The 12,488-nt window shown below is 60.9% G+C and carries 12 protein-coding genes; 4 read left to right on the forward strand and 8 right to left on the reverse strand.

Annotation, left to right across the window (positions count from 1 at the left end):
* Positions 1–146: 146 nt before the first annotated feature.
* From ACXX83_RS22910 to ACXX83_RS22920, 3 genes are all read right to left on the reverse strand, one after another.
* Positions 147–734 carry a YceI family protein gene (locus ACXX83_RS22910; protein ID WP_458549681.1) on the reverse strand — a complete coding sequence of 196 codons (588 nt, stop codon included), beginning with the start codon at positions 732–734 and terminating at the stop codon, positions 147–149.
* Positions 735–766: 32 nt separating this feature from the next.
* Positions 767–1,318, reverse strand: a complete 552-nt coding sequence (locus tag ACXX83_RS22915) for a cytochrome b (protein ID WP_217836596.1) — start codon at positions 1,316–1,318, stop codon at positions 767–769.
* A 641-nt stretch (positions 1,319–1,959) separates the two neighbouring features.
* Positions 1,960–3,699 carry a flavin monoamine oxidase family protein gene (locus ACXX83_RS22920; RefSeq protein ID WP_458549682.1) on the reverse strand — a complete coding sequence of 580 codons (1,740 nt, stop codon included), beginning with the start codon at positions 3,697–3,699 and terminating at the stop codon, positions 1,960–1,962.
* Positions 3,700–3,922: 223 nt separating this feature from the next.
* On the opposite strand from ACXX83_RS22920, the gene ACXX83_RS22925 reads away from it, so the two are divergent.
* Both ACXX83_RS22925 and ACXX83_RS22930 read left to right on the forward strand, forming a co-directional pair.
* A complete protein-coding gene (locus ACXX83_RS22925) occupies positions 3,923–5,329 on the forward strand; it encodes an adenosylmethionine--8-amino-7-oxononanoate transaminase (RefSeq protein WP_015097184.1) in 1,407 nt (468 codons plus the stop codon).
* 142 nt (positions 5,330–5,471) lie between these two features.
* Positions 5,472–6,191, forward strand: coding sequence for a 16S rRNA (uracil(1498)-N(3))-methyltransferase (locus ACXX83_RS22930; protein WP_116579611.1), 720 nt, complete (start codon positions 5,472–5,474; stop codon positions 6,189–6,191).
* A gap of 101 nt (positions 6,192–6,292) precedes the next feature.
* Here ACXX83_RS22930 and ACXX83_RS22935 read toward each other — a convergent pair whose 3' ends face one another.
* Genes ACXX83_RS22935 through ACXX83_RS22945 form a run of 3 tightly spaced genes read right to left on the reverse strand, consistent with a single transcriptional unit; the run spans position 6,293 to position 8,844 of the window.
* The gene (locus ACXX83_RS22935; protein WP_458549683.1) at positions 6,293–7,195 is read right to left on the reverse strand and encodes a transporter substrate-binding domain-containing protein; all 903 of its coding nucleotides are present in this window, start codon (positions 7,193–7,195) and stop codon (positions 6,293–6,295) included.
* A gap of 29 nt (positions 7,196–7,224) precedes the next feature.
* On the reverse strand, positions 7,225–7,575 hold the full coding sequence (locus ACXX83_RS22940) for a RidA family protein (protein WP_217836600.1): 351 nt from the start codon (positions 7,573–7,575) through the stop codon (positions 7,225–7,227).
* A 27-nt stretch (positions 7,576–7,602) separates the two neighbouring features.
* Positions 7,603–8,844 carry a D-amino acid dehydrogenase gene (locus tag ACXX83_RS22945; protein ID WP_458549684.1) on the reverse strand — a complete coding sequence of 414 codons (1,242 nt, stop codon included), beginning with the start codon at positions 8,842–8,844 and terminating at the stop codon, positions 7,603–7,605.
* Positions 8,845–8,953: 109 nt separating this feature from the next.
* Here ACXX83_RS22945 and ACXX83_RS22950 point away from each other — a divergent pair, with 109 nt between their 5' ends.
* Positions 8,954–9,871: a LysR family transcriptional regulator gene (locus tag ACXX83_RS22950; RefSeq protein ID WP_458549685.1), complete on the forward strand. Its 918-nt coding sequence runs from the start codon at positions 8,954–8,956 to the stop codon at positions 9,869–9,871.
* On the opposite strand, the gene trhA is transcribed toward ACXX83_RS22950, so the two are convergent.
* Entirely contained in the window at positions 9,868–10,485 is a 618-nt protein-coding gene (trhA, locus tag ACXX83_RS22955) for a PAQR family membrane homeostasis protein TrhA (protein WP_217836603.1), read from the reverse strand. The genes ACXX83_RS22950 and trhA overlap by 4 nt on opposite strands.
* Before the next feature lie 212 nt (positions 10,486–10,697).
* Between trhA and ACXX83_RS22960 the strand changes: the two genes are divergently transcribed.
* The gene (locus ACXX83_RS22960) at positions 10,698–11,612 is read left to right on the forward strand and encodes a LysR family transcriptional regulator (RefSeq protein WP_015097186.1); all 915 of its coding nucleotides are present in this window, start codon (positions 10,698–10,700) and stop codon (positions 11,610–11,612) included.
* A gap of 111 nt (positions 11,613–11,723) precedes the next feature.
* On the opposite strand, the gene madM is transcribed toward ACXX83_RS22960, so the two are convergent.
* A complete protein-coding gene (gene madM / locus ACXX83_RS22965) occupies positions 11,724–12,488 on the reverse strand; it encodes a malonate transporter subunit MadM (protein ID WP_095964185.1) in 765 nt (254 codons plus the stop codon).

Here is a 12,488-nt window from a genome sequence, read left to right on the forward strand (position 1 = left end):
AGAACCGGGGCATTTTTTTATGGCTGATGTAAAACCCTGCAGGAGCGAGCTTGCTCGCGATGGTCGTCAACGATAACGCTGGAAGCCTGATGCTCCGCGGCGCTCTCGTGTCTATCGCGAGCAGGCTCGCTCCTACAGACTCAGCATCACTTCGCTTTGACACCTTCGAACGTCACGTACATTTCAACCGCATCGGACGATGGACCCAGGTCTTTCTGCTTGCCGAAATCGGAACGCTTGAGGCTGAAAGTACCCTCAAAGCCTGCACGGTAGCCGCCCCATGGATCCTTGCCTTCGCCCAGGAAAGTGGCTTTGACCACGATTGGCTTGGTCACGCCGAGGATCGTCAGGTCGCCAGCCACCTCAGCAGTGTCCTTGCCAGCGGCGTTTTTGCCGGTAGGTTTGACGCTGGTGGAAACAAACGTGGCTTTGCTGGCGTTCAGGAAATCTTTGCTGGCGATGTGCTTGTCACGCTCGGCGTTGTTGGTGAACACGCTGGCGGTGTTCACGTTGAACTCGATCTTGCTGTCTTCAGGCTTGGCAGCGTCGAAGCTGAACTTGCCGTCGATGTCCTTGAAAGTACCGGTGATGAAGCTGTAACCCAGGTGGCTGATCTTGAAGTCAACGAAGGCGTGCTGGCCTTCTTTGTCGACCACGTAATCAGCGGCCATTACATTACCGGCGGACAACAGGGCCGAACCGATTGCCAGAGCGGCCAGAGTCTTTTTCAACATGCTTTGTTTTCCTTGGGAGTCGAGGTTGAACTTCAGGCTTTGCGACCCAGCATTCGCTTGAGGGTCACATCACGGTCGATAAAGTGGTGCTTCAATGCTGCCAACGCATGGAGGCCGGAAAAAATTACCAGCACCCACGCCAGATAGAGGTGAATCACCCCAGCGGTATCTGCCTGGTCCGGCAATCCGGATACCAGAGCAGGCACTTCAAACAAGCCAAACACCGGGATACCGACGCCTTCTGCGGTGGAAATCAGGTAACCGGCAATCAACACAGCAAACAGACTGAGATACAGAAAGCCATGACCGAACCTGGCGCCCAGGCGCGTCATGCGGCTGTAGCTGGCCAGGGTTGGCGGCGGCGGGCTGATGAAGCGCCACAGTACCCGCAGCAGCATCACACCCAACACCACCAGGCCGATGCTCTTGTGCAGGTCCGGCGCGTCTTTGCGCCAGGTGCTGTAGTAGTCGAGCCCGACCATCCACAACCCAAGCGCGAACAGACCAAAGACCGCCAGTGCCACGCTCCAGTGCATGAAAATGCTGACCCAGCCGTAGCGGGAGGTAGAGTTACGTAGCTGCATTGCCTGGATCCCTGTAAGTGCTGGCTCAAGAGTATCGAGTTATCTATCGAATTAAAGCGGAAAAATTTGCTTTGAAATATCGAAAAATACGATCAACAGTCTGAAGCCTGCGAGTTAAGGAAAGATTAAAGTCGAAATTGTGAGTAAAAGTGAATACAAACCAGAGAACACCTGTATCAAAAAATTTATTCGATTCTGGTCCCGGCTTTCTCCAGGCAAAAAGAAGCGGCCCTTGAGCCGCGTTTTTTGCCTGAACGTCACTGAGCCTTGATCTCAGCGGTCACGCCCTCCCTAATTGTGGAACACTGGAGGGGGCTGTAAACAATCAGGACTGTAGGGATTCATATCGCATTCAAAGGCCAGCTCATGGCCGTATCCTCCAGGAAATAGACGTCCCTCTACACAACCAGAAAGCGCTATCAATATGATTATTACTGCTAGTTCTTTCATACATTCTCCAGTTTTTGAAGATCGTAGGGCTCAAGATCAGGCGCTATCTATCATCTCCCTCTGGTTCGTTTGTGGGAGGCATCTGATGTATCGCTGAGGCGTGTAGGACTGGTAGACAAAGTCGAGATGTCTCATGTGCGATGGCAAAAAAAAAGCGCGGCCCTTGAGCCGCGCTTTTTTACGCCTGAACGTTACTGCGCCTTGGCATCCGTTGCCGGAGTCGCAGCCGGTTTGGCAGCTGGCTTCTTGGCCGGCTCGACTTTCTTGACCGGGGCTTTTTTCGCCTCAGTCTTGGCGGCCGGCTTGGCCGGTGCCTTCTTGGCTGGCTCGGTTTTTACCGGTGCCGCAGGCTTCGGTGCTTCCACCGGTGCCGGCGCGGCGGCCGGGGCTGGTGCCGGAGCAGGTGCTGGCGGTGCAACAGGCTCAGGCGTCTTGACCGGTTCCGGCTTCTTCTCGTCATCCGAGCCGCCGAACAGGTTGCTGAAGAAGTTGCCTTTTTTCGCCGCCACCGCACCAGCGCCCGCCGCCGCTGCCGGAATCACTTTGGCCGGTTCGAACGACTTGCCCGCCGCCAGGTCTTCAACCTGGCTGGCTGCACGTTGACCGGTGCGCAGCGCGCCTTCCAGGGTGCCCGGGTACAGGGTATCGGTGTGTTCGCCAGCGAAGGCTACGCGCTGAATCGGGCGTTCCCACAGGCGCCAGAACTTGCTGATCTGGCCCGGGCCGAAGGCCAGGTAGGCGCCGCCAGTCGATGGGTCGGTGCTGTAGCGACGGATTTCATAACCGGTGAACGAACCACGGGCCTGTGGATAGAACGCGTGCAGGCGGATCAACACCTGATCGACCATCTGCTTGTCGCCGAACGCCTGCATTACTCGCGCATTGTCGCCGGACAGGTTGATCACCACGTTGGCGCCGCCCTTCAGGGCAGGCTCGACCCACAACATGCCCAGACCGGTGTTGCTGTAGATCTCGCCGGACATGCGCGCCTTGCTTTCCCACACTGGCGTCTTGAACTTCAGCATGATCTGGTCGCGCCAGCCGTAGTTGGTGCCCTTGATCGCCGCCAGGTGCTGAGCGTCCAGCGCCGGGGTCATCTGGATCTTGTTCAGAGCGCGCAATGGCACGGCCAATACAACGTAGTCAGCTTTATAACCGACACTGTCGACTTTGACGGTCACGCCGTCCTTGTCCTGAATGATCGCCGAAACCGGGGAGTTGGTCTTGATGGTTTTCAGCTGCTTGACGAAGGCCTGGGCCAGCACCGGGCTGCCGCCGACCAGGCGCGAAGCGCGCAGGTCGCGATCGGAGACACCACGGTAGACGCGGCTCTGCTGCGCGAAGTACAGCAGCGACAAGCGCGAAGGTTCGTCGTAGCGGGTACGGATCTGCTGGTTGATCAACTGGCGGGCGGTGGCCGGCAGGTTCTGCTTGTCGAGCCAGCTCGACACGTTGATCTGATCCAGCGCGTGCAGCGTGTTGTTGGCGGCCGGGTTCAGCGGGTCGTCGATCGAACGCGCCAGATCGTCCAGGGTCTTGTCGAAGCGCTTGAGCGCCTCGGCGGTGGCCGGTTGTTTGGTCGCCAGATCGGCGGCAGAGAAATACTCGCCATCGATCAGGTAGCCTGGGGTCCGCACGAATTCAGGGGCCGGCGTGGTGCTCAGCTTGAAGTTCGATACGTACTTGTTCAGCACCGGCTGGGTCTTGTCATTGCCGATCCACTCGCTGGTGGCCATGCCGGAACGGCCGCCCAGGCTCGACCTGGCTTCCAGCAGGGTGACCTGCCAGCCCTTGCTCTGCAGCTCGTACGCGGCAGTCAGGCCCGACAGGCCGCCGCCGATCACGATCGCGGTTTTATCCTTGGCCAGCGCAGACACGCTGAACAGCCCCAACATCACCAGCGCACAGGCGCGCAGCCAACCGACAGACATTCAGCGAACTCCGGAATCACACGAGGAAAACAGCAGTTTTTGCGAGCCAGACGGCTCAAGAAGCGCGAAGGATACGTCAGCCATCAGGCACCTGCCAGCAACGTCGATCAGCCTGAACAAAGTAGCTCATTCGACACAATGGGTTGTCCCCGTGGCACGCATTGCATAGGCTTGCCCGATTGTTTGTCCGCGCAGGTCACGGACCGCCTCCAGGAGAGTGAAAATGGGCCTGAATAATCAGTGGATGCAACGCGATCTCGCCGTGTTATGGCATCCCTGCACCCAGATGAAAGATCACGAACAACTGCCGCTGATCCCGATCAAACGCGGGGAAGGCGTGTGGCTGGAAGACTTCGAAGGCAAACGCTACCTCGATGCGGTCAGCTCCTGGTGGGTCAATGTGTTCGGGCACGCCAACCCGCGGATCAATCAGCGCATCAAGGATCAGGTCGATCAGCTCGAACATGTGATCCTTGCCGGCTTCAGTCATCAACCGGTGATCGAACTGTCCGAACGCCTGGTGAAGATGACGCCGGAAGGACTGACCCGGTGCTTCTACGCCGATAACGGCTCGTCCTGCATCGAAGTCGCACTGAAAATGAGCTTTCACTACTGGCTCAATCGCGGTCAGCCGAACAAGAAGCGCTTCGTCACCCTGACCAACAGCTACCACGGTGAAACCATGGCGGCGATGTCGGTGGGCGACGTGCCGCTGTTCACCGAGACCTACAAGGCGCTTTTGATGGACACCATCAAAGTGCCGAGCCCGGACTGCTACCAGCGTCCCGAGGGCATGAGCTGGGAAGAGCATTCGCGCAACATGTTCGCCGCGATGGAACAGACCCTGGCCGAGAACCATGACAGCGTCGCAGCCGTGATTGTCGAGCCGCTGATCCAGGGCGCCGGTGGCATGCGCATGTATCACCCGGTGTACCTCAAGCTCCTTCGCGAAGCCTGCGACCGCTACGGCGTGCACCTGATCCACGACGAAATCGCCGTCGGTTTCGGCCGCACCGGGACGATGTTCGCCTGTGAGCAGGCCGGTATCCGCCCGGACTTCCTGTGCCTGTCCAAGGCCCTGACCGGCGGCTACCTGCCGCTGGCGGCGTGCATGACCACAGACGAAGTCTACAGCGCCTTCTACGACGACTACCCGACCCTGCGCGCCTTCCTGCACTCCCACAGCTACACCGGCAACCCGCTGGCGTGCGCGGCAGCCCTGGCGACGCTGGATATTTTCGAAGAAGACAACGTCATCGAGAACAACAAGGCCCTGGCGCAGCGCATGGCTTCGTCGACGGCGCATCTGGTGGATCACCCGAACGTGTCCGAAGTGCGCCAGACCGGCATGGTGCTGGCCATCGAGATGGTCAAGGACAAGGCCAGCAAAGAGGCTTACCCGTGGCAGGAACGTCGCGGCCTGAAGGTGTTCCAGCACGCCCTGGAGCGCGGTGCTTTACTGCGCCCATTGGGCAGCGTGGTGTATTTCCTGCCGCCGTACGTGATCACTCCGGAGCAGATCGATTTCCTGGCCGATGTGGCCAGCGAAGGGATCGACATTGCCACCCGTGACAGCGTCAGCGTGGCGGTGCCGAAGGACTTCCACCCGGGGTTCCGTGATCCGGGTTGATTGATTTCACCTAAGCTTCAGCGCTGACCGGACTACCGTCATCGCGGGCAAGCCCGCTCCCACAGGATTGCGCTGTACCTGTGGGAGCGGGCTTGCCCGCGATGGGGCCGCCAGATATTTACACCCTTTTCAGAGACCCCGAATGAGACTGTCCCGCTTCTTCATCGACGCCCCCCTGAGCACCGGCGAGCACGAGTTGCCCGAAGCCCAGGCCCATTACATCAGCCGCGTGCTGCGCATGGCCGAGGGCGATGCGTTGCAATTGTTCGACGGCTCGGGCCAGGAGTTTCGCGCCAGGCTGGTCGAAGTCGGCAAAAAACGCGTCGTGGTGCAGATCGATGAAAGCTTCGCCGGGCAGATCGAATCGCCGCTGCAAATCCATCTCGGCCAGGGTCTTTCCCGGGGCGAGCGCATGGACTGGGCGATTCAGAAAGCTACGGAACTGGGCGTCAGCGAAATCACCCCGATCTTCACCGAACGCTGCGAAGTCCGGCTCAAGGACGAGCGCGCCGACAAACGCCTGCTGCACTGGCGCCAGGTGGCGATCAGCGCTTGCGAGCAATGCGGCCGTTCACGGGTACCGCTGATTCATCCGCCACTGTTGCTGGCTGACTGGTTGAAGCAGACGCAAGCCGAGTTGAAGCTGGTACTGCATCCGGTGGCAGAGCCGCTGGTGAGCCATGCCAAACCTTCAAGTCTGGCATTCCTGATCGGTCCGGAGGGTGGTTTGTCCGACGCCGAAGTCGATCAGGCCAAGGCCGGCGGCTTCCACGCCGCCCGCCTCGGTCCACGGGTACTGCGCACCGAAACCGCGCCGGTGGTGGCGTTGGCGGTGGCCCAGCAACTCTGGGGTGACTTCTAGTGCCTCTTCGCGAGCAAGCTCGCTCCCACATTGGAACGCATTCTGTGGGAGCGGGCTTGCTCGCGAATGGCCGCGACACGGTCTAGAGGCCGATCTGGCTGCTACTGCACCGGATCACTCACCGGTTTGGCAATGATCGCCTTGAGTTCGCTGGTCATCGGGAACTCAAGGTTCAAACCCTTCGGCGGGATCGGCTGCTCGAACCAGCGTTTGTAGATGCCATTGATCTCGCCCGAGCTGTACAGCTCCGCCAACGCACCGTTGACCAGCGCCAGGAACTGCGGATCGTCCTTGCGCACCATGCAGCTGTAGATCTCCCGCGATTGCTCCTCCCCGACCACCAACCATTTGTGCGGGTCGTTGGCCTTTGCGCGCTCGCCATAGAGCAGCGCGTCGTCCATGTAGAACGCCACCGCCCGGCCCGACTGCAGCATCTGGAAGGCTTCGCCGTGGTCCTTGGCGCTGATCACGAACATGTCGATCTTGTGATCGACGTTATAGCTTTTCAGGAAGCGCTCGTTGGTGGTGCCGGCGGTGGTCACCACGTTCTTGCCGCGCAGGTCAGCGAAGCTCTTGATCCCGCTGTCCTTCGCGGTCAGCAACTGGCCTTTGACGTAGATGAAACCATAAGAGAACGCCACCTGCTTCTGTCGTTCGGCAGTCACGCCGGTGGAGCCGCACTCCAGGTCCACGGTGCCGTTTTGCACCAGTGGAATACGGGTCTGCGAGGTCACCAGGTTGTACTTCACCTTCAACTCCGGCAGCGCCAGTTGCTGCTGGATGCGCTCGACGATCTTGCCCGCCAGATCCACCGAGTAACCCATCGGCTTGCCGCTGTGATCACCCACGTAGGAGAACGGCACCGAAGCATCGCGATAGCCCAGGGTGATGCTGTTGGCGCTGGCGATTTTGCTCAGGGTGCCGGTCAGCGGCGCTTCATTGGCCTGAACCTGACTGCCGAGCAACAGGCCAAGCGTACAAGCGAGCAACGTGATTTTTTGCATTGTTATTCTCCGTTGTGGGTGTTGGTTTATCAGACGCGTGCAGCGATGACGGTGATTTCCACCAGCACCTGCGGGCGGGCCAGTTCGGCCTGCACGGTGGTGCGGCTCGGTGACTGCCCCGGCGATAGCCAGGCCGACCAGACCTCGTTCATCGCGGCGAAATCCTCGGTGATGTTCTTCAGGTAAATGGTCGCGCTGAGCAGATGATCCTTGTCGCTGCCCGCCTCGGCCAGCAAGGTATCGATTTTCGCCAGCACTTCACGGGTCTGGCCGTTGGCATCCCGGGCATCGCCCGGCACCTGCCCGGAGAGAAACACCAGGTCGCCAAAGGTCACGGCGCCGGACAGGCGCGGGTTGCTGTGCAGTCGGGTAATGGTCATTGCAGTGTCCTCTTCAGAAATCAGCATTCAGGCGGCCCGGTGGTTGAAACCCTGCAGGTCAATGGACGGCTGGCGCTCGCCGATCAGCTCACTGAGCAAGCGCCCGCTACCGCATGCCAGGGTAAAACCCAGCGCGCCGTGGCCGAGGTTGAGCCACAGGTTGCGATACGCCGTCGCGCCCAGCAACGGCACGCCGCTAGGGGTGGCCGGGCGCATGCCAGCCCACTCGACGGCTTCGTCATAGGCGCCGGCATTTGGAAAGGTGTCATGGGCCTGACGCTTGATCAGCGCCAGGCGCTTGGGGTCCAAAGCAGGGTCGAAGCCGACAATGTCGACCATTGCCGCCACTCGCAATTGCTTGCCGATGCGGGCGTAGACGATCTTGCGGTCGTAGTCGGTGATGCTCACGCCCGGCGCCCGGTGACCGGCGCCGATCGGCACGGTCAGGCTATAGCCCTTGAGCGGATAAAGTGGCAGTTGCAGCCCGGGAAGTGCCAACAGCGGGCTGCGGTGACCGGCGGCGATCACCAGTTGATCGACCGGCAGCACTTGCTCGCCCAGTTCGATGGCGTTGGCGCTGCCGTTGCTGTGGCGGATGCCGGTTACCGCTTGCCCGAGACGAAACTCGCAACGGCCGGACGCTTGCAGCCGGGCGGCCAGTTGCTGGCAAAAACCGTGGCAGTCGCCCACCTCTTCGTCCGGGGTGTAGATCGCCCCGACAAAGGGCGCATCGACCAGCGCCGGTTCCAGTTGCGCGCATTCGGCCGGCGACAACACCTGCTGTTGCTGCGGGTCGGCCAGGCTCTGGCGCGCATGCTCGAAGCTGCTGTCCTGACGGAAAGTCACCAGTTTGCCATTGCGCCGCCACTGGAATCCCGTCAGCCCATCGTCCTCGCGCCAGGACTTCAACGTGTCCTGGCTGAACAGCGCCAGGCGCAGCAAGTGCGCGGCGTTCTCGCGGTTGACCGAGCGGCGGCAGGCGCCGAGGAACGATGCCATCCAGCGCCACTGGGCCGGGTCAAAGCGCGGGCGCAGCTTCAACGGTGAGTCGCCGCGCAGCATCCAGCCAATGGCTTGCAAAGGCACACCGGCGTCGGCCAGGGGGGCGACATAGCGATAGGACAACTGGCCGCCGTTGGCGAAGCTGGTTTCGCTGCCCAGCGAGCCCCGTGCCTCGACCACCGTCACCTCGAAGCCGTCGCGCACCAGCGCATAGGCCGTTGCCAGGCCAATCACACCGCCACCGATGATGCACACACGCTGAGCCATGTCCGTCCTTAAAACCGTTGTGAAGACGAGGCCAAGGTTAGAGCCAGGTGACAGACGTTGAACAATGCATAAAGATGGCAAACCCATAAACAAAGGTTATGGACTTGCCATGCGTCTTCGCCATATCGAGATTTTCCAGGCCATCCGCCAGACCGGTTCGATCAGCGCTGCCGCGCAATTGCTGCACGTCTCGCAGCCGGCGGTGAGCAAGGTGTTGCAGCACGCCGAGCAACAATTGGGTTTCCCGCTGTTCCTGCGGGTACGCGGCAAGTTGCAGGCGACGCCGGAAGCGCTGGAACTGGAGCGTGAAGTGGACAAGGTCAGCGAAAGCCTGCAAGGCGTGCGACGCCTGGCGCAGAGCCTGCGCCGCGAACCGGGCCACAGCCTGCGCATCGGCGCCACCCCGGCGCTGGCCCTGTCTTTGCTGCCGCCGGCCATTCACGAATGGACCGGGCGATACCCGGACATCGCTTGCGAACTCTCCAGCGCCCACAGTCGCGAACTGGTGCAGAACCTGTTGATGCGCGAAGTGGATGTCGCCTTGACCCTGCAACGCCCGGATCACCCGGGACTCAAGGCCCAGGCGCTGGCGTCTGGCGTGCTGGTGGCGCTGGCGCCGAGTGGTTACTGGCCTCAGGAAGAGGTGGGTAAACCGTTGCCGCTGATGGCTCTGGCGGATGCGCCACTGATCGGTTTATCCAGCGCCGATCCACTGGCCGCGCGGCTCGACAGTTACCTGGAAGCGGTCGAACCGCCGCCCCGGGTACGCATCGCCGTGCAAACCTACTCACTGGCACGGGCGATGGTGGAATCTGGCGCGGGCCTGGCGGTGATCGATCCGTTCACCGCCCTTGGCGCCTCTCCCGTCAACACAATGATCCGCCCCCTGGCACCGCCGTTACCCATCACCCTGTATGCAGTGACCCGCGCCGCCGAACCGCCGCCCCACACCTTGAACGACCTGTTGCAGGTATTCAGCCGCCGAGCCCGGGAGCAGCTGGATCGGCTGGCCCCGGTACAGCCTTAAAGGACATAAAAGAAAATCGCCACAAAGTGCAGCAAGCTCCCGGCGATCACGAACAGGTGCCAGATCCCGTGGGCATGGCGCAGGCGATGGTCAAGGGAAAAAAAGACAATCCCCACCGTGTACAACACCCCGCCTGAAGCCAGCCACGCAAATCCGGCGCCGCCCAGCGCCGCGAGCAGCGGCTTGACCGCCACCAGCACAATCCAGCCCATCACCGCATAAATCACGATCGACAGAATCCGCGCCTCCGAACGCGGCTTGATCTCTTGCAGGATGCCGATCAGCGCCAGCCCCCAGACAATCCCGAACAAGGTCCAGCCCCATGGCCCACGCAGGGTCACCAGGCAAAACGGTGTGTAGCTGCCGGCAATCAACAGGTAGATCGAGAAATGATCGACCTTCTGCATGATCGCTTTCTTGCGTCCGCGAACGCTGTGGTACACGGTCGATGCGCTGTAAAGCACCAGCAAGGTAAAGGCGTAGATCGCCATGCTGACAATCTTCCACGGGCTGCCGTCGAGACTGGCCAGAACAATCAGCCACACCCCGCCGATAAACGCCGCCACGGCCCCGGCCAGATGCGTCCAGGCGTTCAGTCTTTCCCCGTGATACATCGATTACCCGCCTTAAAAAATGGTTACCGCAAAACAAGGCTCAAGCCTCAAGCGTAAAAGTGCAATGTTTCCGTACGTCACGATCCCTGTAGGAGCTGCCGAAGGCTGCGATCTTTTGATCTTCAACGTCAAAAGATCGCAGCCTTCGGCAGCTCCTACAACGCTCCGTGTTTAACGGGCACAATTGACCGATACCAAAAAGAGTCCGCCCCATGCTGATCGATGAAGAGTTGACCCTGAAAAAACTCGAGGTGTTCCTGGCCTTCATGCGCACCGGCAACCTGGCACGCGCCGCCGCCGAGTTGCAGACCAGCAACGTCAGCGTGCATCGGGCGATCCACTCCCTGGAAAGTGCCCTGCGCTGCCCGTTGTTCAAGCACGAAGGTCGTAGCCTGACGCCGCTGGAAAGCGCTTACGTACTCGAAGAGCGGGCGCAGAAGCTGATTCAGGATGTCGTCGAAAGCGTGCGCCTGACCCGCGAGGCCGCCGGGTTCTCGGCCGAGCGTTTCAAGTTGGGATCGCTGTATTCGCTGACGGTGAAGACCGTACCGCAACTGATCATGGGCCTGAAGATCCGCCGCAGCGAACTCAACATCGACCTGATTCTGGGCTCCAATATCGACCTGCTCTACAAGCTCAAGAACATGGAAGTCGATGCGATCCTCGTGTCCCTGGACGACAGCATCAACGACCCGGATTGCGAACAGATCCCGCTGTTTTCCGACGACATCTTCCTCGCCACACCCGCCGACTCGAAGTTTGCCCAACGGACTGAAGTCGACCTGGCCGAGGTCCGCGACGAAACCTTCATCACCCTGACCCAGGGCTTCGCCACCCATCAGGACGGCAAGCGGGTATTCGAGCAGGCAGGGTTCGAGCCGAAGGTGGCGATGCAGGTCAACGACATCTTCACCCTGCTGAGCATGGTCAGTTCGGGCGTGGGTTATGCGTTGCTGCCGGGGCGGATTGCGGCGGTGTACGAGAACCGGGTGAAGCTGATCCCGTTGCAGGAAAAGTACCGCTTGCAGCAACACATTGGCGTGGTGTTCCTGAAGGCCAAGGAGCGTGATCCGAACCTGCTGGCGTTGCTGGCGGAGTGTCGGATGTATGCCAATCGGCAGGCTTGAAACCGAGTCGCGCCCTTCGCGGGCAAGCCCGCTCCCACATTCGAACGCATTCCAAATGTGGGAGCGGGCTTGCCCGCGAAGGCGTCGGACCCGACAACTCAGCCCCTGAACCTAGCCGACAATCCCGCGAACAATGAAGAACAACAGCGAAGGCCCCAGCAGACACCCAAGCCCGGTGTGGAAGGTCGCGGTCAACGCGCCATAAGGCACCAGGCGCCGATCTGTCGCCGCCAGCCCCGCCGTCACGCCGCTCACAGTGCCGGCCAGCCCGCCAAACACCATCGCCGAACGCGGGTTGTCCAGGCCCATCCAGCGCGCCGCCATCGGCGTGCCGACCATCACCAGGATCGCCTTGATCAGGCCGGTGGCAATCGACAGCGCCATCACATCGGAACTGGCGCCAATCGCGGCTCCGGTCACTGGGCCGACGATGTAAGTCACCGCACCGGCGCCAATGGTGGTCATGCTCACCGCATCGCGGTAACCGAATACCCAGGCCATGCACGCGCCGACGATAAACGGCAACACCGTGCCCAACAGCAGCGCGATCACACCGATCAAGCCGGCCTTTTTCGCTTCCGTGGCCTGCACCTCGAATGCCGTGGCGACGATGGCGAAGTCCCGCAGCATCGCGCCACCCATCAACCCGATACCGGAAAACAGCGTCAAGTCCGCCAGGCCCTTTTGCCCGCCGGTCATGGTTCCGCCAACCCAGGCCAGTACCAGGCCGATGACGATGGCAATCGCCGAACCGTGGATGCGTCCGAAGGTCAGGCGTTTGGAGATCACCACTGACACCCACATGATCACGCCGACGAAGGCGAATGCGGTGACCAGACCGTTGTGTTCCAGACCGCTCTTGATCAAATCCCACAT

This window comes from Pseudomonas sp. GNP012, from assembly GCF_054343835.1.